At 61.4% G+C, this 19,444-nt stretch carries 17 protein-coding genes; 9 read left to right on the forward strand and 8 right to left on the reverse strand.

The features are described 5' to 3' along the window. The first annotated feature begins 1 nt into the window (after nucleotide 1). Nucleotides 2–1,198, forward strand: coding sequence for a heme biosynthesis protein HemY (locus KO539_RS18585; RefSeq protein ID WP_071653290.1), 1,197 nt, complete (start codon nucleotides 2–4; stop codon nucleotides 1,196–1,198). 93 nt (nucleotides 1,199–1,291) lie between these two features. Here KO539_RS18585 and KO539_RS18590 read toward each other — a convergent pair whose 3' ends face one another. Together KO539_RS18590 and KO539_RS18595 are read right to left on the reverse strand one after the other, a co-directional pair. Then, nucleotides 1,292–3,727 carry a membrane-bound PQQ-dependent dehydrogenase, glucose/quinate/shikimate family gene (locus tag KO539_RS18590; RefSeq protein ID WP_233516357.1) on the reverse strand — a complete coding sequence of 812 codons (2,436 nt, stop codon included), beginning with the start codon at nucleotides 3,725–3,727 and terminating at the stop codon, nucleotides 1,292–1,294. Between the two features lie 478 nt (nucleotides 3,728–4,205). Next, a complete protein-coding gene (locus KO539_RS18595) occupies nucleotides 4,206–5,180 on the reverse strand; it encodes an aromatic ring-hydroxylating dioxygenase subunit alpha (RefSeq protein ID WP_219310869.1) in 975 nt (324 codons plus the stop codon). A 217-nt stretch (nucleotides 5,181–5,397) separates the two neighbouring features. On the opposite strand from KO539_RS18595, the gene ppa reads away from it, so the two are divergent. After that, nucleotides 5,398–5,940, forward strand: coding sequence for an inorganic diphosphatase (gene ppa / locus KO539_RS18600; RefSeq protein ID WP_035826464.1), 543 nt, complete (start codon nucleotides 5,398–5,400; stop codon nucleotides 5,938–5,940). A gap of 55 nt (nucleotides 5,941–5,995) precedes the next feature. Here the strand turns inward: ppa and KO539_RS18605 are convergent, their stop codons facing one another. Further along, complete coding sequence (locus KO539_RS18605; protein ID WP_219310908.1) at nucleotides 5,996–7,129, reverse strand: GNAT family N-acetyltransferase; 1,134 nt, start codon at nucleotides 7,127–7,129, stop codon at nucleotides 5,996–5,998. Between the two features lie 91 nt (nucleotides 7,130–7,220). Here KO539_RS18605 and KO539_RS18610 point away from each other — a divergent pair, with 91 nt between their 5' ends. Further along, nucleotides 7,221–8,837, forward strand: coding sequence for an NAD+ synthase (locus KO539_RS18610; RefSeq protein WP_219310870.1), 1,617 nt, complete (start codon nucleotides 7,221–7,223; stop codon nucleotides 8,835–8,837). A 41-nt stretch (nucleotides 8,838–8,878) separates the two neighbouring features. Further along, on the forward strand, nucleotides 8,879–9,217 hold the full coding sequence (locus KO539_RS18615; protein ID WP_034758685.1) for a P-II family nitrogen regulator: 339 nt from the start codon (nucleotides 8,879–8,881) through the stop codon (nucleotides 9,215–9,217). A 143-nt stretch (nucleotides 9,218–9,360) separates the two neighbouring features. On the opposite strand, the gene KO539_RS18620 is transcribed toward KO539_RS18615, so the two are convergent. From KO539_RS18620 to trxB, 3 genes are all read right to left on the reverse strand, one after another. Continuing rightward, nucleotides 9,361–9,990 carry a trimeric intracellular cation channel family protein gene (locus KO539_RS18620; RefSeq protein WP_099393029.1) on the reverse strand — a complete coding sequence of 210 codons (630 nt, stop codon included), beginning with the start codon at nucleotides 9,988–9,990 and terminating at the stop codon, nucleotides 9,361–9,363. Between the two features lie 135 nt (nucleotides 9,991–10,125). Next, the gene (locus KO539_RS18625; protein ID WP_176389471.1) at nucleotides 10,126–10,800 is read right to left on the reverse strand and encodes a Smr/MutS family protein; all 675 of its coding nucleotides are present in this window, start codon (nucleotides 10,798–10,800) and stop codon (nucleotides 10,126–10,128) included. A 7-nt stretch (nucleotides 10,801–10,807) separates the two neighbouring features. Further along, nucleotides 10,808–11,761 carry a thioredoxin-disulfide reductase gene (gene trxB, locus KO539_RS18630; RefSeq protein WP_034758671.1) on the reverse strand — a complete coding sequence of 318 codons (954 nt, stop codon included), beginning with the start codon at nucleotides 11,759–11,761 and terminating at the stop codon, nucleotides 10,808–10,810. 215 nt (nucleotides 11,762–11,976) lie between these two features. Here trxB and KO539_RS18635 point away from each other — a divergent pair, with 215 nt between their 5' ends. The 3 genes from KO539_RS18635 (at nucleotide 11,977) to KO539_RS18645 (ending at nucleotide 16,379) form a co-directional block, all read left to right on the forward strand. Continuing rightward, nucleotides 11,977–14,337 (forward strand): DNA translocase FtsK, encoded by a 2,361-nt coding sequence (locus KO539_RS18635; protein WP_099380551.1) that lies wholly within the window; start codon nucleotides 11,977–11,979, stop codon nucleotides 14,335–14,337. 31 nt (nucleotides 14,338–14,368) lie between these two features. Further along, complete coding sequence (gene lolA, locus KO539_RS18640; RefSeq protein WP_092613694.1) at nucleotides 14,369–14,998, forward strand: outer membrane lipoprotein chaperone LolA; 630 nt, start codon at nucleotides 14,369–14,371, stop codon at nucleotides 14,996–14,998. 73 nt (nucleotides 14,999–15,071) lie between these two features. After that, complete coding sequence (locus KO539_RS18645) at nucleotides 15,072–16,379, forward strand: replication-associated recombination protein A (RefSeq protein WP_070304040.1); 1,308 nt, start codon at nucleotides 15,072–15,074, stop codon at nucleotides 16,377–16,379. Nucleotides 16,380–16,381: 2 nt separating this feature from the next. On the opposite strand, the gene KO539_RS18650 is transcribed toward KO539_RS18645, so the two are convergent. Then, nucleotides 16,382–17,119, reverse strand: coding sequence for an NAD(P)-dependent oxidoreductase (locus KO539_RS18650; protein ID WP_219310871.1), 738 nt, complete (start codon nucleotides 17,117–17,119; stop codon nucleotides 16,382–16,384). Next, entirely contained in the window at nucleotides 17,116–17,406 is a 291-nt protein-coding gene (locus tag KO539_RS18655; RefSeq protein ID WP_219310872.1) for a DUF2917 domain-containing protein, read from the reverse strand. Before KO539_RS18655 ends, KO539_RS18650 begins: the two co-directional genes overlap by 4 nt. Nucleotides 17,407–17,586: 180 nt before the next feature. On the opposite strand from KO539_RS18655, the gene KO539_RS18660 reads away from it, so the two are divergent. After that, nucleotides 17,587–19,008, forward strand: a complete 1,422-nt coding sequence (locus KO539_RS18660; RefSeq protein ID WP_219310873.1) for a PLP-dependent aminotransferase family protein — start codon at nucleotides 17,587–17,589, stop codon at nucleotides 19,006–19,008. A 149-nt stretch (nucleotides 19,009–19,157) separates the two neighbouring features. Next, the gene (locus tag KO539_RS18665; RefSeq protein WP_034786145.1) at nucleotides 19,158–19,361 is read left to right on the forward strand and encodes a hypothetical protein; all 204 of its coding nucleotides are present in this window, start codon (nucleotides 19,158–19,160) and stop codon (nucleotides 19,359–19,361) included. Nucleotides 19,362–19,444 lie beyond the last annotated feature (83 nt).

Consider the following 19,444-nt stretch of genomic DNA (forward strand, 5'->3'; position numbering starts at 1 on the left):
CATGCGTCTATTTCTCTGGTTACTCGCCCTGATGGCCGCGGCGATCGGTATCGCCGTGACGGCCCGTTTCAATCCCGGCAACGTGGTGCTGTTCTATCCGCCTTACCGCATCGACTTGTCGCTGAACTTCTTCCTGCTGCTGCAGGTCGTGCTGTTCGTGTTGCTGTACCTGCTGGTGCGCGCCGTGCGCGCCACCGTGCGCATGCCGGCGCAAGTGGCGGCCTACCGCCAGCGCAAGCGTGAGCGCGATGGCAACAAGGGCTTGCGCGAAGCCTTGAAAGCCCTGTTCGAAGGCCGTTTCGGCCATGCCGAGAAGGCCGCCTTGCGCGCCGCCGAGCTGGAAGAAAACGCCGGCCTGGCCGCGCTGATCGGCGCGCGCGCCGCGCACCGCATGCGCCAGTCCGAACGCCGCGACAGCTGGTTGTCGCGCGTCGAAGGCGATGCCAGCCTGAAGACGGCGCGTTTGATGACGGTGACGGAATTGCTCGTCGATGACCACCAGCCGGAAGCGGCCCTGGCCGCCGTGCGCGAACTCAATGCCAGCGGCACGCGCCATATCCACGCGCTGCAATGGTCGCTGAAAGCCGAGCAGCAGGCGAAGAACTGGCCCGAAGTGCTGCGCCTCGTGCGTTCGCTCGACAAGCACCGCGCCCTGCATCCGGCCCTGTCGTCGCGCCTGCGCGAACTGGCTTACGACCATTTGCTGTCCGACCCGTCGCATGACGCGGAATCCCTGATGCGCGTGTGGTCGACCGTGCCAAGCGCGGACCGGGTCAAGCCGTACATCGCCTGCCGCGCCGCCACGGCCTTGAATGCGCGCGGCCTGCACGATGAAGCGCGCCTCGTGTGCGAAGAGTCCTTGGCCGCCGACTGGGACGAGCGCGTCGTGCGCGCCTACCGCGAAGCGGCGGCGCCAAGCGGCACGCCGGCCCTGCTGCTGCAGATCGAGCATTGCGAGCAATGGATGAAACAGCGTCCGCTGGACGCGGAACTGGCGCTGACCCTGGGTACCTTGTGCCTCAAGCAAAAATTGTGGGGCAAGGCCCAGCGCCACCTGGAGCAGGCTTTGTCCGACGCGAACGAGCCGCAGATGGTGCGCGACGCCCACCTGAAGCTGGCACAGATGCACGACGCCTTGCAGCAGACGGAACAGGCTGCCGCCCATTACCGGCAGTGCGCACTGGCGACCATTCTGTAAGCCACTTGTTTCTTCAGACGTAAAAAAGCCGTTCAGTGCAGACTGAACGGCTTTTTTTTGCGCTGCTACTTTGCTACTTTACTTCTTCGCGCTTTACTTCTTCGGTACTGCTGCAGTGCCTTCCGGCAAGGCATACGCGACCAGAGTGTCGCTCATCTTCGTGCCCAGCGAACCGTGGCCGCCGGCCATGACGACGACGAACTGGCGTCCCGACTTGTTCGACACATAGCTCATCGGCGTAGCCTGGCCGCCGGCTGGCAAGCGGGCTTTCCAGATGACTTTACCGTTGCTGACGTCGTAGCCGCGGATGTAGTAGTCGAGCGTGCTGCTGAGGAAAGTCACGCCACCGCCGGTGGTCACCATGCCGCCCAGGCTGGGCACGCCCAGTGGCAATGGAATCGGCACGGGACCGCTGTCGCGCGTGGTGCCGTTCTTGTGCATCCACACTTTTTTCATGGTGCGCAGGTCGACGGCGGCCACATAGCCCCACGGCGGTGCCTGGCATGGGAAGCCCAGCGGCGAGAGGAATGCCTTGATTTCTACGGCGAACGGGACGCCCGTCTGCGGCTGCAAGCCCATTTCGCCGCCCGTGCCGCCCTTGGCCGTCGTTTCTGCGCGCGGCACGAGTTTTTCCAGGAAGCCCATGTAGTCAGGGTTGACGATCAACAACTGGCGCACGGGATCGATGGCCGCGCCACCCCATTCGAAGATGCCCAGCGGGCCAGGAGAGATGACGGCGCCCTTGCCGGCCGTTTGCGGCGTGAACGGGCCTTCATAGCGGCGTTCCTTGAAGATGATGCGGCAAGCGAGTTGGTCGAATGGCGTCGTGCCCCACATGTCCGCTTCGCTGATATTGCGTTCAGGCAAGAAGGTCAGGGCCGAGAACGGCTGCGTGGGCGACAGGGTGTCGCCAGCGGCAGGATTGCTCGTTGGCACGGGTTTTTCCGGCGCCGGCACGACCAGGCTGCCGTCGCGGCGGTCGATCACGTAAATGTCACCGCGTTTCGTCGTGGCCACCACGGATGGCACTTTGCCTTTCGGCGTGTCGATGTCGACCAGCGATGGCTGGCCGCCGATATCCATGTCCCAGATATCGTGGTGCACGGTCTGGTAGACCCAGCGCACTTTACCCGTCGCCAGGTCCAGCGCGACGATGGCGCTGTTGAATTTCTCGCCGTTCTTGTTGCGGTTGCCGCCCCAGGTATCGGGGGTTTCATTACCCATCGGAATGTAGACCATGCCCAGCTTTTCATCGATGCTGGCCACGCCCCAGGAATTGGGCGAGTTGTTGGTGTAGTTCTTGCCTTCAGGGAAAGGCTGCGTATCTTCCGGCGTGGCCGGGTCCCAGTTCCACATCAGCTTGCCGGTGACGGGGTCGTAGCCGCGGATCACGCCAGACGGCTCTTCCGTCGAATGGTTGTCCGTCACGCTGGCGGCGATCACGGCCATTTTCTGCGACACGGCTGGCGGCGAGGTCGGCATCAGGAAACCGCGCTTGATCATGGCCATGTTCTTGTACAGGTTGACGACGCCATTGTTGCCAAAACTCTTGCACGACTCGCCTGTATCGGCATTGACGGCGATCATGGTGCCGTCCATGGTTGGCGCCAGGATGCGGCGCGGGCATTCCATGCTGGCAGCTTCAGGGGCAGGATTATTTTTGGCGCGGCCCGCGTTCACGTCCCAGTACGCCACGCCACGGCAGATCATGTGCTGGTAGCTGGCCGCATCGCGGTTGATCTTCGGATCGTGGCGCCAGATTTCCTTGCCCGTGTCCGGGTTCAGGGCGATGACGATATTGTGTGGCGTGCACAAATACAGCATGTCATTGACCTTCAGCGGCGTGACTTCGTTGGCGATCTCGCCCGGGTCGTTCGGACCCTTGAAGTCACCCGTGTGGTAGGTCCAGGCTTCCTTCAGACCGGAAATATTGGCCGGCGTGATCTGCGCGGCCGGCGCATAGCGGTCGCCATAGCCGGAGCGGCCATACGCGGACCAGTCGTTGTGTTCGACGCCAGGCGCGAAATCGCCGGTGGCGGTGGCTGCCATGTTTTCGGCCGGCACGTCGCCATGCAAGTCATGGTAGTCCTGGAACAGGGCGATGACGCCGGCAATGACGGTCAGCGCGACGGCGGCGGAGAGGGCCGTCTTGCCCGCTTGCGGCTGTTTCGCTGCGCCAGCGGCGGGCGGGGCCAGGCGGCGGCTGACGAAGGGCAGCAGCAGCCAGACGGCGGCGGCAAACCAGATGTCGAGGCGCGGCAGCAATTGCCACCAGTCAAATTTCACTTCAATGACGGACCAGATGAGGGTGGCGAGCAGCAGGAAGGCCATGAACGGTTGCGCGCTGCGCTTGCCTTTGAAGACGAGCACGCCTGCGACCAGCATGCCGATGCCGGCCAGCAGGTAGTACCAGGAGCCGCCGAGACTGGCCAGCCAGATGCCGCCGCCAAGCAGGGCGAGGCCAAACAGAATGAAAATAACGCCGGTGACCTTTAATAAAGGACCGGGCCGGAAAGAGGGAATCATCATATTCCTTTTTGCAAGGATTTATCGGTGGCGCGTGGATGCGCCATATTGAATCTAGCGAAGGCTTTGTTTGCAGAGTATGCGAAGTTTTGGAAACACCAGAATGTAATATTTTATCAGAATTTACTATTGTCTTCTGGTAGCGCCATTTTTCACGGCATTGCCATTTTCAAAAAATAATTTGTTCAAATAAGCGCAAATATTATGTTGGCATGCGGCGTATGGGGCGGTGTGGATGGATGATTCGCAGGTGCGTGCGTGTATTGGAAGAGTGTAAACAGATAATGTTGCCACTAATGGCTATAAAAAATGCAATAGCAAAAATAATAACCATGTTTATGGCATGGTGATATTAAAAGAGAATATGAATCGGGATGGGCTGGAATGCGCCGGGTGCCGTCTACGTATTTGTACTTATTATTATCGGCCTGGCGGATATTATGTTTCCTCTATTGAGAGGGCGTCGCATGGTATGCCGTGCTTATTTTGTTTGCAGCAAACGCGAGAGGTGTTTTCGATACGCGATGATGGCGCGGTCGGCTTCGATAAAACGGTCGCCGGTGGCGTCGAGGCTGTTGGCCGGCGTTTGCGTGACGACCACGCGGCGGTCCTGGTTCAGCACGAAACGGTTGCTCCAACCCATCAGCCTGCCAAACAGCCACGACAGACCAGGCACGCGCACGCGGTGGTAGAAGCGCAGGTAGTAGCGCACGCTGTGCTCGTTAATCGGCACGAAGGCGATGAAGTTCTTCATGCCGGGCGTGATGTTGAGCAGCCAGGTGCCGGGAAACAGCAGTTGCAGGCTGGGTTCGCGGCCTTGCGCCGCCTGAGCCAGTTCGGCTTGGCTGCGATGCTCCTGCTTCTGATCCAGCGCATTGCTGGTCCAGACGCGGATGCCTTGCGCTCCCGCTTCCACATACGGGCCGTCGACAAAGCTGCGTCCGCCCCGGCCGATGGTGCTGCGATGCACGAACGCCAGGTGGGCGACGTCGAGCTGGTTTTCGATGGCGCGCGTGTAGTGCACGGGCCAGTCGACGATCTCGGTGCGGGACTTCCAGCCTTGCTGCAATTGCGCGAAGAAGGGCAGAGGCGGGTAGCTTTCCAGGGGCTGTCCCAGCCACAGCCAGATGAAACCGTGCGCTTCAGCCAGGGGAAAGCCGTCCACGGCCATCGCCTTGGGCACCTTGCGCGCGCAGCCGTTGGCGGGAATGTGCGCGCACTGGCCGGCGGCGTCGAAGGCGAAGCCGTGGAAGGGGCACACCAGCCTGTCGCCGGCGATGCTGCCCGCGCTCAGGGCCGTGCCCAGGTGCGGGCAGCGGTCCACGTGCGCGTGCGGCGCGCCATCGGCCGTGCGCCAGAACACCAGGCGCCGGCCCAGGCGCTCGGCGCCCAGGGGGGTACGTTTGAGTTCGGTGCTGTCGAGGACGGGGTACCACTGGTCTTGGGGCAGATTCATGGCGCGATTGTCCGGCAGGGGCCGCCAGGTGTGCAAGCGAAAGACGCTTTTCTTGAAGCATTCCTCCAAACGGCGTGCAAGCTGGCGGCCCGTGTCGCCGCGTCACTGTTGCGGCGTTGACGCGCAAAACGCCGGCGGGCCGCTGCTGCATCGCACAAGCGGCCTGTACTTCGCTATAATTACGCGGTTAAAACACCACCCGCTAATGAGGAATCCCATGAGTTTGAATAACGTCTCTTCCGGCCGCGACCTGCCGAACGATTTCAACGTCGTCATCGAAATCCCGATGAATGCCGATCCGATCAAGTACGAAGTCGACAAGGAAAGCGGCGCGATTTTCGTCGATCGCTTCATGGGTACCGCCATGCACTACCCGTGCAACTACGGCTACGTGCCGAACACCCTGTCGCCGGACGGCGACCCGGTTGACGTGCTGGTCATCACCCCGTTCCCGCTGATCCCGGGCGTGGTCGTGCGCTGCCGTCCTATCGGCGTGCTGAAAATGACCGACGAATCGGGCGAAGACGCGAAAGTGCTGGCCGTGCCAGTCGACAAGGTCCTGTCGATCTACAGCCACTGGCAAAAGCCGGAAGACTTGAACGAACTGCGCTTGCGCCAGATCCAGCATTTCTTTGAGCACTACAAAGATCTGGAAAAAGGCAAATGGGTCAAGATCGACGGCTGGTATGGTCCCGAAATCGCCAAGGAAGAAATCCTGAACGGCGTCGCCGCGTTCAAGGCCGATGCCGCCAAAGCCTAAGAACACGCAGTAAAATAAAAAACGCTCCCCGCCAGTCATGGCCGGGAGCGTTTTTTTATGCGCGAAACGGGCTGTGCTCGTTCAATTCATCGAGGTAGGCGTCGATGCCGCCCCGTTCGCGTTCGAGGAAGCGCTGCACGGCGTCCGCAAAGGCGGGGTGCGCCAGCCAGTGGGCGGACCAGGTCTTTTGCGGCAGGAAGCCGCGCGCCATTTTGTGCTCGCCTTGGGCGCCCCCTTCGAAGGTGGCGATGCCGTTGGCGATGCAAAACTCCAGCGGCTGGTAATACGCCGTCTCGAAATGCAGACAGGGCACGTGCTCGAGCGCGCCCCAGTAGCGGCCATACAGGGTGTCTGCTGTGTGGATCACCAGCGAGGCGGCAATGGCCCGCCCTTCGCGCTCGGCGATCACGAGCAAGATGTTTTGCGGCATGCTGGCACCGATGCGCTGGAAGAACTCCAGGCTTAAGTACGGCGACGAGCGGTGTTCCGCGTAGGTATTGCTGTAGCAGCGGTGGAACAGTTGCCAGTCCGCGTCCGTCGCCTCCGTCCCGCGCACCTGGCGCAGGGTGACGCCCGCGTCAATCACCTTGCGCCGCTCGGCGCGGATATTCTTGCGCTTCTTGTGTTCCAGGGTGGCGAGGAATTGCTCGAAATCCGAGTAGCCGGGATTGAGCCAGTGAAACTGCACGCCACTACGCATCAGGTAGCCAGCTTGCTCCAGCTGGCGCGCTTCGCTTTCCGGCGGGAACAGGATGTGGCAGGACGACACGTCGGCCGCTTGCTGCTGCGCCTGCAGGAAGGCCAGCAGGGCCGCGCGCGCCTCGCCATCGCGGGCCAGCAGGCGCGTGCCGCTCACGGGCGTAAAGGGAATGGCGGACAGCAGTTTCGGGCAATATTCCAGGCCATGCTGCCGATACGCGTCGGCCCAGGCCCAGTCGAACACGTATTCGCCATACGAGTGCATTTTGAGGTACAGGGGCAGGGCGGCGGCCAGGGTCTCGCCTTGCCACAGCACCAGGTAATTCGGCTGCCAGCCCGTGTCCGCGCTGGCGCAGCCGGACTCGTGCAGCGCGTGCAAAAAGGCGTAGGAAAGGAAGGGAGTGGCGTCCGCCTGGCTTGCCAGCAGTTCGGACCAGGCCGCTTCGCCAATTTCAGCCAGGGTAGTGACGATAGCCGTGCGATAATTCATTGTTGTAGTGTGCATTCATCACTCTCGGGGCGCCGCCACCGGCCTGCGCGCCCCTGTCTTGTTTAATAGAACGAAAATATCCATCATCATCATGACAGTCAAAGTCGCAATTGCTCAAATGAATAGTACGGTCGGCGATCTGGCCGGCAACCGTGCCAAGATCCTCGACCTTTCCCGCCGTGCATTTGAAGCGGGCGCCGATATCGTGCTCACGCCGGAACTGTCGCTGGTCGGCTATCCACCCGAGGACTTATTGCTGCGCAATGCATTCTACGCAAAAACGCAGGAAGCGTTTGCGGGACTGGCTGCCGACCTGGCCCAGTTCAAGGATCTACACGTGGTGGTGGGCTTGCCCCTGCAGGACGAGAAGGGCGTGCGCCACAACGCCGCCTCCGTGCTGCTGAACGGTGAAGTGCTGGGTACCTACCGCAAGCACGACTTGCCGAATACGACTGTATTCGATGAAAAGCGTTATTTCACGTCGTCGGACCAGGCTTTCGTCTTCGGCGTAAAAGGCGTGCGCTTCGGCATCAATATCTGCGAAGACACGTGGTTCGAGCACGCGCCTGCGCGCGCCCGCGCGGCCGGCGCGCAAGTGCTGCTGGTGCCGAACGGCTCGCCGTACCACATGAACAAGCAGCATCTGCGCTATGAAACCATGCGCAAGCATGTCAGCGCGCAAGGCATGGCCCTGGTCTACGCCAACTTGGTCGGCGGCCAGGATGAACTGATTTTCGATGGCGACTCGTTCGTCATGGATGCGGCCGGCACCATCTGCGCTCAGTTGCGCCACTTCGAGGAAGACTTGCAACTGGTCGACTTCGACGGCGCCACGCCCGTGCCGCAGCCGCTGGCCGCGCCGTTGACCACCGAAGCGCAGGTGTACCAGGCGCTGGTGCTGGGCGTGCGCGACTATATAGTCAAGAATGGTTTCCCTGGCGTGCTGATCGGCATGTCGGGCGGCGTCGATTCCGCCCTGACCCTGGCGATTGCCGTCGATGCGCTGGGCGCTGACAAGGTGCGCGCCGTGATGATGCCGTCGCAATTTACGGCCGATATCTCGTGGATCGATTCACGCGACATGGTAAAACGCCTCAATGTGCGCTACGATGAAATTCCGATCAAGCAAACCTTCGACGCTTTCCGCGCCACCCTGGCTGACGAGTTCGCCGGACTGGCGGAAGACGCGACGGAAGAGAACATCCAGGCGCGCATCCGCGGCACCTTGCTGATGGCCCTGTCGAACAAGCATGGCAGCATCGTCTTAACGACGGGCAACAAGAGCGAGATGGCGGTCGGTTATTGCACCCTGTACGGCGACATGGCGGGCGGCTTTGCCGTGATCAAGGATATTGCCAAGACGCTCGTGTACCGTTTGTGTGCGTACCGCAACAGCATCTCAAGCGTGATCCCCGAGCGCATCCTGACGCGCGGACCGTCGGCCGAATTGCGCGCCGACCAGCTGGACCAGGATTCTTTGCCAGCGTATGAAATACTCGATGGCATCATGCAGATGTATATGGAAGAAAACCGGCCGATCGCCGACATTATCGAGGCAGGCTACCCGCCGGCCGACGTGGCGAAAATCACGCGCCTGATCAAGATCAATGAATACAAGCGGCGCCAGTCGCCGGTGGGCATCCGTGTCACGCACCGTGGCTTCGGCCGCGACTGGCGCTACCCGATTACGTCGAAGTTCTACGAATAAGCAGCCATCTGTCCACAATCCAACAATTTTAAGGAGTAGCCATGAAACAGATTACCGCCATCATCAAACCATTCAAGCTCGACGAAGTACGCGAGGCCCTGGCCGATGTGAACGTGACGGGCTTGACCGTGACGGAAGTGAAGGGCTTTGGCCGCCAGAAGGGCCATACCGAGCTGTACCGTGGCGCCGAGTACGTGGTCGACTTCTTGCCGAAGGTCAAAGTCGAAGTGGTGGTGGACGACAGCGTGTCGGAACTGGTGGTCGACGCCATCATCAAGGCGGCCCGCACGGGCAAGATCGGCGACGGCAAGATCTTCGTGCGCGATGTGGAGCAAGTCATCCGCATCCGTACCGGTGAGACGGGCCCGGACGCGGTGTAAGTCTGGGTCAATAATGTTGTCGGATTACGGCTCTTTGAGCCTGATCCGACCTACGCGATGTATCGCTTATCTGGCCGTAGGTCGGCTTAGCGCGCCAGCGCGTAAGCCAACATGCTCCGCCAACAATGTTGCCGCTTGGCGCTTCAGCGCCCCAGCCGCATGTCGAATTTCCAGCATATCAGGCGCAGAATCGTGATGCCGCTGGCGCTGGTCCACAGCGCGAAGTCGTGCTCGGCGCCGAAGTGCATTTGCAATAAATAAGCCCAGCAGCCGAAAAACGCGCAGATGGCGTACGGTTTGCCGTCGCGAAACACCATCGGCACTTCGTTGCAGACGATGTCGCGCATCACGCCGCCAAAAATCCCCGTAATCACTCCCATCATCGACGCGATGAAGAGCGGCATGCCGGCGCGCGTCGCTTCGGCTACGCCCGCGATGGCGAACATGCCCAGGCCGATGGCGTCGGCCACGATGATCAGGCGTTCCGAGACGATCTGGCGCAAATGCTGGATCAGGGGCGCGGCCGTCAGGGCCAGCACGAAGATGAGGATCGCGTATTCCTGGTGCGAGACCCAGAACAGGGGCCGCTTGTCGAGCAGGATGTCGCGCAAAGTCCCCCCGCCAAATGCCGTGATGAAGGCCACGACGAACACGCCGACCAGGTCCATGCGCTTGCGGCGCGCTTCGATGAAGCCGGAAAACGCGCCCACCAGGATGGCGATGACCTCAATGATCTTGATCAGCGAGCCAGGCGGCAATTGGGGTGGCATCATGGGTGGAGCGCGTGCACGAGACGCTAAGCAGGAAATAATTGTCACAGGTTAACATGACACGGCCCCGAATGGTGACAAACGGGGCCGTGCGCGTGAGCTAACTTGTTACTGAATTGTAATTTCTTGCTGCTGTGCTCAGCGGATGGGCTGCAGGGCGGAAGAAAGCAATACGACCAGCGCCCCATCGCCCCCTTCGGAGCGGCGCGCCTGGCAAAAGGCGATGACTTCATCCTTTTGCACCAGCCAGCTGTGCACCATCGATTTCAAGACCGGTTCCTGGCCTTTCGAGCCGAAACCCTTGCCGTGGATGACGCGCACGCAACGCAGCTTGCGCCGCGTCGCCTGGTTCAGAAAGGCGCCGATGCCGTCGCGCGCCTCGTCGCGGCGCAAGCCGTGCAAGTCCAGCTCATCCTGGATGGGCCAATGGCCCTTGCGCATCTTCTTGACCACGTCCGGTCCCACGCCGGGGCGGGCGTAGTTCAGGGCCGGATCGTTTTCCAGGTAATGGTCGACTTCGAACAAGTCCGACAGCGATTCGCGCAGCACGGCCGCGTCGTCCTCTTCCGGAGACAATTTGCGCGCCGGTTGCTGGGCCGCCATGGCGCCCGCCTTGGGCAGGCTGGGCACGTAGCGGTCCGACTCGGGCAGGCGCTTGACGCCGCCGATGCTGGCCTTGAACAGATTGCTCTCCACGGCCTGCACCTTGACCTGCTGGGCGCGCTCAGCCGCGGCTTGCGCGCGCGCATCGGCCTGCTCCTTGAGCTGCTTGCTGACCGCTTTCAGGTCGGCAAAGTCTTTCATCGACGCCATGCGACGCTTACTCCTGGCCTTCCAGGTAGCGCTGGGCGTCCAGTGCTGCCATGCAACCCGTGCCGGCGCTGGTGATGGCCTGGCGGTAGATATGGTCTTGCACGTCGCCGGCGGCGAACACGCCCGGTGCGCTGGTGGCCGTGGCCATGCCTTCCAGACCCGTCTTGGTCTTGATGTAGCCGTTGTGCATGTCCAGCTGACCTTCGAAGATGCCCGTGTTCGGCTTGTGGCCGATGGCGATGAAGACGCCGTGCACGGAGAGCGCTTCGACCTTGCCATCGATGGTCGACTTGATGTTCAGGCCCGTCACGCCGCCTTCGTTGCCCGTCACTTCATCCAGAGTGTGGTTATATTTCAACACAATCTTGCCCTCGGCAACCTTGGCGTTCAGGCGGTCGATCAAAATCGCTTCCGCGCGGAACTTGTCGCGGCGGTGGATCAGGGTGACTTTATTGGCGATGTTCGAGAGGTACAGCGCTTCTTCGACGGCCGTGTTGCCGCCGCCGACAACGGCCACTTCCTGGTTGCGGTAGAAGAAGCCATCGCAGGTGGCGCAGGCGGATACGCCCTTGCCCATGAATTCCGCTTCCGATGGCAGGCCCAGGTATTGCGCGGACGCGCCCGTGGCGATGATCAAGGTGTCGCACGTGTATTCGTGGCTGTCGCCCTTCAGGCGGATCGGTTTTTCATTGAGGAAGGTGGTGTGGATATGGTCAAACACGATTTCCGTATTGAAGCGCTCGGCGTGCTGCAGCAAGCGCTGCATCAGGTCCGGGCCTTGCACGCCCATCGGGTCGCCCGGCCAGTTTTCCACGTCCGTGGTGGTCATTAATTGACCGCCCTGTTCCACGCCGGTGACCAGCATCGGGTTCAGGTTGGCGCGGGCGGCGTAGACGGCGGCGCTGTAGCCGGCTGGGCCGGAGCCGAGGATCAAAACGCGGGCGTGTTTGGTAGTGGTCATGGGAAGCTTCTCTATGAGTGGGGTCTATCCGAATTGGGGGCATACGCGCGAAGAACAAGGGCGTATTGCGCTTGCGCAAGCAATCCACGATTATAGACCAAGCCGCCTGTAGCGACGAATCGTGGGGCCGTCCGGGGCATATATGGCTTAGAATACTTCCTTATTATGGGAAATTCCCTTTCAGAAACATTTTTCACCTTGCAGCGCTTCCCAGAATGACTAAACCAGCCCAGGCCAATCAAAATAGCTACACCCGAAAACCGGTCGAACGCCGGCCCCTGCCCAACCGGCTGGTGCGGCTGCTGTCCGAGGCGCGCTGGTTCGCGCTGGCCGCGTTTGCCCTGTATTTCGTGCTGATACTGGCCAGCTTCAACAAGCTCGACCCCGGCTGGTCGCACGCCACCAACGTCGACAAGGTCGCCAACCTGGGCGGCAAGCTCGGTGCGACCTTTTCCGATCTGTTGCTGTATATCTTCGGTTTTTCCGCCTGGTGGTGGTGTGTGTGGCTGCTGCGCACGGTGTGGCATGGCTATCGCCGCCTGAGCAAGCGCTTCCTGCTGGAAGAGGAAGAGGTGGAGCGCGAGCACCATGTCGAGATGCTGATCCGCATCGTCGGCTTCTCCATCATGCTGATCGGCAGCATGGGCCTGGAATACCTGCGCATGGCGAAAAGCCTGCACGTGCAGCTGCCGCGCGATCCCGGTGGCGTGCTGGGCCAGTTGGTGGGGCACTCGGCCCACGTGGCCTTCGGTTTCACTGGCGCGACCTTGCTGCTGTTGCTGCTGTTCGGCCTGGGCTTTTCCCTGTTCTTCCATGTGTCCTGGCTGCAAGTGGCCGAGCGCATCGGCGGCGCCATCGAAGATGCCTTCAACTGGTTCGTGCTGCGCTACCAGGACCGCGAAGACCGCCGCCAGGGCGAAGTGGCTGCCGTGCGCCGCGACGAAGTGGTGGTCATCGAACGGGCCAAGCACGTGGAGAAACATGTGGCCGCGCCGCCCGTCAAGATCGAGCCGCAAGTGGTGACCGTGGTGAAATCCGAGCGCGTGGAAAAGGAGCGCCAGGCGCATCTGTTTGAAACCCCCGGCGACGGCAAGCTGCCGCCGCTGTCCCTGCTCGATGAAGCGCCACCTGTGGTGGAGACGGTTTCCGTGGAAACCCTGGAGTTTACGAGCCGTCTGATCGAAAAGAAATTGTCGGACTTTGGCGTGGATGCCAAGGTAGTGGCCGCTTACCCCGGCCCGGTGGTGACGCGCTATGAAATCGAGCCGGCCACGGGCGTCAAAGGCAGCCAGATCGTCGGCCTGGCGCGCGACCTGGCCCGTTCGCTGTCGCTGACTTCCATCCGTGTGGTGGAAACCATTCCCGGCAAGAATTACATGGCCTTGGAGCTGCCGAACAGCAAGCGCCAGATCGTGCGCCTGACGGAAATCCTCGGCTCCAAGGTCTACAACGATGGCGTATCGAGCCTGACGATTGCGCTGGGCAAGGATATCGCCGGCAAGCCCGTCGTGGCCGACCTGGCGAAAATGCCCCACTTGCTGGTGGCCGGTACCACCGGTTCCGGTAAATCGGTCGGCATCAATGCGACGATTCTGTCGCTGCTGTACAAATCCGACCCGCTCGATGTGCGGCTGATTTTGATCGATCCGAAGATGCTGGAAATGTCCGTCTACGAAGGCATTCCGCACTTGCTGGCGCCCGTCGTGACCGACATGCGCCAGGCGGGCCACGCGTTGAACTGGGCCGTGAACGAGATGGAGCGCCGCTACAAGCTGATGAGCAAGATGGGCGTGCGTAACCTGGCCGGCTACAACGCGAAGATTGCCGACGCGAAAAAGCGCGAAGAACACATCCCGAATCCGTTCAGTCTGACGCCGGATTCGCCGGAACCGCTGGAAAAACTGCCGACCATCGTCATCATCATCGACGAGCTGGCCGATTTGATGATGGTAGTGGGCAAAAAAGTCGAGGAATTGATCGCGCGTATCGCGCAAAAGGCGCGCGCCGCCGGTTTGCACTTGATTCTGGCCACGCAGCGCCCATCTGTAGACGTGATCACGGGCTTGATCAAGGCGAATATCCCCACGCGTATCGCGTTCCAGGTGTCGTCGAAGATCGACTCGCGCACCATTCTCGATCAGATGGGCGCGGAAACCCTGCTGGGCATGGGCGACATGCTGTACATGCCGCCCGGCACCGGTTTGCCGATGCGCGTGCACGGCGCGTTTGTGTCCGATGAAGAAGTGCACAGGGTTGTCAGCCATTTGAAGCTGCAGGGTGAACCGAATTACATCGAGGGCATCCTCGAAGGCGGCACCCTGGAAGGCGACGGCGCCGAAGGTGGCGCGCCGGGCGAGGGCGGCGGCGAGGCCGATGCCCTGTACGACCAGGCGGTGGCGGTGGTGCTGAAAAACCGCCGCGCCTCGATTTCGCTGGTGCAGCGTCATTTGCGCATCGGCTACAACCGCGCCGCCCGTCTGCTCGAGCAGATGGAGCAGAGCGGGGTGGTATCAACCATGCAATCCAATGGCAACCGGGAAATCCTGGTGCCGGCGGCAAGTGCCGAACAAGGGTAACGGAATGAAAAGCAATACTTTCGCAGCAAAAATGATGATCGGCGCGGCCAGCGTTGCCTGCAGCCTGCTGTTCGCGGCCAGCGCCTCGGCCAGCGCGTTGGAACAGTTCAAGAGCTTTGCGGCCGGCACCAAGTCGGCCAAGGGCGAGTTCGTGCAGCGGCAAGTCAAGAAGGCGGACGCCAGCGGCAAGGCGAAAGTGTCGACACCGGCCAGCGGCACGTTCGAGTTTGCCCGTCCGGGCAAGTTCATCTGGACGTACTTGAAGCCGTACGAGCAGCTGCTGCAAGCCGATGGCGACAAGCTGTATATCTATGACAAGGACTTGAGCCAGGTAACGGTCAAGAAACTGGGCGACGCGCTCGGTTCCTCGCCAGCGGCCATCCTGTTCGGCAGCAACGACCTGGAAAAGAATTTTACGTTGGCCGAAGCGGGCACGCGCGATGGCCTGGAATGGCTGAAGGCGACGCCGAAAGCCAAGGATACGACGTTTGATGAAATCACCATCGGCCTGCGCAATGGCGTGCCGGAAGCGATGGAATTGCGCGATTCGTTCGGTCAGACGTCGGTGCTGGCGTTCAAGAATTTCCAGAAAAATCCGGCGCTTTCGGCTAATCACTTTAAATTTGTCATGCCCAAGGGTGCCGACGTCATTAATAATTAAGACTGTCGCGCCTTGCGTATGAGCTGGCCTCGCAGCAATGCGGGGCTTTTGCATTCTTATTAGGTAACTCATTATGGCGGATCTCTTTTCCACCGCACCACGCCAGCCGCTGGCCGAAGCCTTGCGGCCAGCCACCCTGAACGAAGTCATCGGCCAGACGCATCTGCTGGGTGTGGGCAAGCCGCTGCGCCTCGCGTTCGAAGCGGGCAAGGCCCATTCGATGATCTTGTGGGGGCCGCCCGGCGTGGGCAAGACGACCCTGGCGCGCCTGATGGCGAACGCGTTCGACAGCGAATTCATCGCCTTGTCCGCCGTGTTTGCGGGCGTAAAAGATATCCGTGCGGCCATGGACCAGGCACGCCACAGCCTGGACCAGTTCGGCAAGCACACCTTGCTGTTCGTCGACGAGATCCACAGGTTCAATAAATCGCAGCAGGATGCCTTGCTGCCCTTCGTTGAATCGGGTCTGGTGACGTTCATCGGCGCGACGACGGAAAACCCCAGCTTTGAAGTCAATTCGGCGCTGCTGTCGCGCGCGCAAGTGTATGTGTTGAAATCGCTCAACGAAGACGAGATGAAACAGTTGCTGGCCAAGGCGCAATCTACGGCCCTGACGCACCTGACGTTTGATGAGGCCGCCGCCGACACCCTGATCGGCTACGCGGATGGCGATGCGCGCCGCTTCCTCAATTTGCTGGAACAGGCCGAGACGGCCGCCAGCTCGACGGGAACGACAAAGATCGACGCGGCCTTCGTCGACAATGCGCTGACCCTCAATTCGCGCCGCTTCGACAAGGGCGGCGACAATTTCTATGACCAGATTTCCGCGTTGCATAAATCCGTGCGCGGCTCGAATCCCGATGCGGCCCTGTACTGGTTTTGCCGCATGATCGACGGCGGCGCGGACCCCCGTTATTTGTCGCGGCGCATCGTGCGCATGGCCTGGGAAGACATCGGACTGGCCGACCCCCGCGCCTTGACGATGGTCAATGACGCTGCGGAAACGTATGAGCGGCTCGGTTCGCCCGAAGGCGAACTGGCGCTGGGCCAGGCCGTCATCTACCTGGCGATTGCCGCGAAAAGCAATGCCGGTTATAACGCCTTCAATACGGCCATGGCATTTGTCAAGAAGGATAAATCCAAGGAAGTGCCCGTGCATTTGCGCAATGCGCCGACGAAGCTGATGAAGGAACTGGGCTACGGTCACGCCTACCGCTACGCGCACGACGAACCCGATGCGTATGCGGCTGGCGAAACCTACTTTCCGGACGGCATGGCCGAACCGGGCTGGTACCAGCCCGTGCCGCGCGGCCTGGAAAGTAAAATAGCCGATAAATTGGCGTGGCTGCGCGAGCTGGACAGGAAAGCAGGGAAGGGCTGAGGCTACAGTCCCAGCAAGCTAAAACCGTTGTCCTGCGGAGAGTAGCCGACCAGCTGGCGCGTCGCCGCAATCGACAGGCGCTTATAGCGGTTGTCCGACACGCCATGCACGACGTGGTAGCCAGCCGGCACGTCAGCAGTCACGCATCGGGCCAGCAACTGCACCACGTCGCGCTCGCTGATGAAGGCGGCGATGTCGCGCGCGCTGTGCTGTTGGCCTGGCGCAAAGTGGGCCACGTTGGCGATGCGCACGGCGATCGCCGTCATGCCATGCTGGTGCGCGAACGCGGAAGCGACGCCTTCACCGAAGGCCTTGCTGGCGCCATACATGTTCGCCGGACGGGCCGGCATGTTTTCCTGCACTTGCACGTCCAGCGGATAGCCTTCGATGGCTTGCGCGCTGCTGGCAAAAACCACTCTTTGCACGCCCTGCGCCTGCGCCGCGCGGAAGATGTTGTGCGTGCCGACGATATTTGGCTGGAGCAATTGCGCATCGAAATCGGCGCTGGCGTGCGGCACGCCGGCCAGGTGCAGCACCACATCGATATCGGCACAGGCGGCCAGGCAGGCCGCATAGTCGCTGACGTCGAGCTCGATGGCCGGGCAGGGCGCTTCGGCCAGCTTGCCTGTGTGCAGGTCGGCCAGGCGCAGGGAGAATTCCCCGTGCCGGCGCTTCCAGAAAGCGGTGCCGATGATGCCGGCGGCGCCCGTGACGAGGACGCGCAGTGGTTCTTGAATCATGTATTCCTTGTATTCAGTGTGTAAGGTAGTGCCAGGTGCAGCCAGCGCAGCAGGGTGGGCCGGGGTGTGGTTGTGCCATGCACGCGGATGTGTCCGCTGCCCACGGCTTCGACCAGCACCAGGCCGTCATTCGGTATCGTATAGCGTTCGCCGCTGCGCAGCACGCAATCCTCGAACTGGGCGTAGGCCGTGATCCACGCCGTGCCGGACAGGCATTCGATGACCCTGGCATGCGCTTTTTCCAGACGCAAGGGCCGTTCGCTGCGTAATTCATGGTCGGTATGCATGGCATCGCTCCTGTTGTGCTGACTGGAACAGCTTAGGCGCTTGCGGTGAACCATGACAGATGCAGGAAAACGAAATTGTGATGAATACAGTACATTTCGTCGTAGACTGTGCTTATCAAAAAACTCGGCAACTGTATCTGTGCCGGCGCCGCGCGGCAGCCGCATACTGAAGGGATGAACATGAGCGCGCATTTGAATCTGTACGAGCACCTGGCCAACGAGCTGGGCGCCCTGATCGACTCGCGCGTGTTTGCGCCCGGCGACCGCCTGCCATCGATCCGCCACCTGGCGCAGCAAAAGCGTATCTCGATTAGTACCGTGATGCAAGCCTTGCGCCTGATGGAAGACCGGGGGCAAGTCGATGCGCGGCCCCAGTCCGGCTATTTCGTGCGCCATCGCGCGCCGCGCCGCCCGTGCAGCGCGGACGCGCAGCACTTGAAGGAGCCGGCCTTTGTCGGCATCAACAATCTGTTGATGCGCGTGCTGAAGGACAACGAGACGGCGAATATCGTGCAGCTGGGCACGGCTTGGCCGCCCGACGAGATCCTGCCGATCAAGCGCATGCAGCGCACCATCAGCTTTGTCGCGCGGCGTGAGCCTGCGTTATTGAGCAAGGTCAGCTGCTACGACGTCAGTGAAGGCAATTTCTTGCGCCAGGTGACGCGCCGCGCGCTGGACTGGGGCAAGCTCGATCCGCACGAGATCGTCGTGACGAATTCCTGCACGGAAGCGATCAGCCTATGCCTGCGCGCCGTCGCCAAGCCGGGCGACACCATCGCCATCGAGTCGGCCACGTATTTCGTGCTGCTGCAGATGATCGAAAGCCTGGGCATGAAGGCGCTGGAAATTCCCACCGACCCGAAGACGGGGCCGTCGCTCGATGCGCTGGAGCTGGCCTTGCGCGCCGGCCTCGTGCAAGCCTGCCTGTTCGTGCCGAACGCCAATAACCCGCTCGGTTGCGTCATGCCGGAGGAAAACAAGAAGCGGCTGGCGGGGCTGCTGTCTGAATTCAATATTCCATTGGTGGAAGACGATGTCTATGGCGACCTGTGCTTTGCCCCGCAGCGGCCCTGGCCCGTGAAGGCCTACGACACGAGCGGCAATGTGTTGCTGTGCTCCTCGTTTTCCAAGGCGATCACGCCCGCCTCGCGCGTCGGCTACGTGCTGGCCGGGCGTTTCGTGCAGGAAGTGGCCTTGCTGAAAACCGTGTCGAGCGGCGCCACCAGCCATTTCTTCCAGGCCGTGCTGGCCGACTTTCTGGAAGGCAGCAGCTACGACCAGCAGCTGCGCAAAATGCGGCGCACCCTGGTGCAGCGCATCGCCCGCATGTCCGACGCCGTGGCGGCCAGCTTTCCGGCGGACTGCATGCTGTCCGAGCCGCAGGGTGGTTTCGTGCTGTGGGTGCAGATGCCGCCGCAAGTCGATGCGCTGGCCCTGCATGGTGCGGCCATCGCGGAAGGCGTGGCGTACATGCCGGGCCAGCTGTTCTCGGCCTCGGGCAAGTTCGGCAATTATCTGCGTCTCAATTGCGGCAATGCGTGGACGCCGCGCATCGAGCAGGCGATCGGCCGCCTCGGTCGCCTCGTCAAGGACGCCTTGTAACTATTCTTTGCGCTTCAGTCCCCGTTTTTCACCGTTCGCTCCCTGTTTTTCGCTGCTGGTCGCAAGCCGGTGGCGTTGTTTGTGGCCGTTGGCTAAAGTACCACCATACCAGCAGCAGTCAACGACACAAACTAACCAGGAGTCACATCATGAACGCACTGAAAAACATGGAAATCACCTTTGTCGCCGCCGCCATCATCGCCATCGGCGCCAGCTTCGCCACCGCCGGCGCGAATACCGTGGAAGTGAGCGCCAGCAGCACCGTGATCGCCCAGGCTGCCGACAGCACGATGCCCGTCGTTACCGTCAGCGCCCGCCGCCTGACCGCTGCCGAAAAAGCCGCCTTTATCTAAGCGCTGGATGTAAAGCGGGCGCGAGTGCCCAGCCGTGCCGCCATGACGATGGCCAGCCATGTGCAAAACTCATAAAGAACTGA

This window comes from Janthinobacterium sp. NKUCC06_STL (genome assembly GCF_019345455.1).
Taxonomy (GTDB): Bacteria; Pseudomonadota; Gammaproteobacteria; order Burkholderiales; family Burkholderiaceae_D; genus Janthinobacterium; species Janthinobacterium rivuli.

Excerpts from the sequence above, each read along its gene's own strand:
- trxB (WP_034758671.1), bottom strand. The coding sequence starts at position 11,761 with ATGACCACTACCAAACACGCCCGCGTTTTGATCCTCGGCTCCGGCCCA.
- KO539_RS18660 (WP_219310873.1), top strand. The coding sequence starts at position 17,587 with ATGAGCGCGCATTTGAATCTGTACGAGCACCTGGCCAACGAGCTGGGC.
- KO539_RS18635 (WP_099380551.1), top strand. The coding sequence starts at position 11,977 with ATGACTAAACCAGCCCAGGCCAATCAAAATAGCTACACCCGAAAACCG.
- lolA (WP_092613694.1), top strand. The coding sequence starts at position 14,369 with ATGATGATCGGCGCGGCCAGCGTTGCCTGCAGCCTGCTGTTCGCGGCC.
- KO539_RS18585 (WP_071653290.1), top strand. The coding sequence starts at position 2 with ATGCGTCTATTTCTCTGGTTACTCGCCCTGATGGCCGCGGCGATCGGT.
- KO539_RS18605 (WP_219310908.1), bottom strand. The coding sequence starts at position 7,129 with ATGAATTATCGCACGGCTATCGTCACTACCCTGGCTGAAATTGGCGAA.
- KO539_RS18665 (WP_034786145.1), top strand. The coding sequence starts at position 19,158 with ATGAACGCACTGAAAAACATGGAAATCACCTTTGTCGCCGCCGCCATC.
- ppa (WP_035826464.1), top strand. The coding sequence starts at position 5,398 with ATGAGTTTGAATAACGTCTCTTCCGGCCGCGACCTGCCGAACGATTTC.
- KO539_RS18625 (WP_176389471.1), bottom strand. The coding sequence starts at position 10,800 with ATGGCGTCGATGAAAGACTTTGCCGACCTGAAAGCGGTCAGCAAGCAG.
- KO539_RS18610 (WP_219310870.1), top strand. The coding sequence starts at position 7,221 with ATGACAGTCAAAGTCGCAATTGCTCAAATGAATAGTACGGTCGGCGAT.
- KO539_RS18620 (WP_099393029.1), bottom strand. The coding sequence starts at position 9,990 with ATGATGCCACCCCAATTGCCGCCTGGCTCGCTGATCAAGATCATTGAG.
- KO539_RS18615 (WP_034758685.1), top strand. The coding sequence starts at position 8,879 with ATGAAACAGATTACCGCCATCATCAAACCATTCAAGCTCGACGAAGTA.
- KO539_RS18590 (WP_233516357.1), bottom strand. The coding sequence starts at position 3,727 with ATGATGATTCCCTCTTTCCGGCCCGGTCCTTTATTAAAGGTCACCGGC.
- KO539_RS18595 (WP_219310869.1), bottom strand. The coding sequence starts at position 5,180 with ATGAATCTGCCCCAAGACCAGTGGTACCCCGTCCTCGACAGCACCGAA.
- KO539_RS18645 (WP_070304040.1), top strand. The coding sequence starts at position 15,072 with ATGGCGGATCTCTTTTCCACCGCACCACGCCAGCCGCTGGCCGAAGCC.
- KO539_RS18655 (WP_219310872.1), bottom strand. The coding sequence starts at position 17,406 with ATGCATACCGACCATGAATTACGCAGCGAACGGCCCTTGCGTCTGGAA.
- KO539_RS18650 (WP_219310871.1), bottom strand. The coding sequence starts at position 17,119 with ATGATTCAAGAACCACTGCGCGTCCTCGTCACGGGCGCCGCCGGCATC.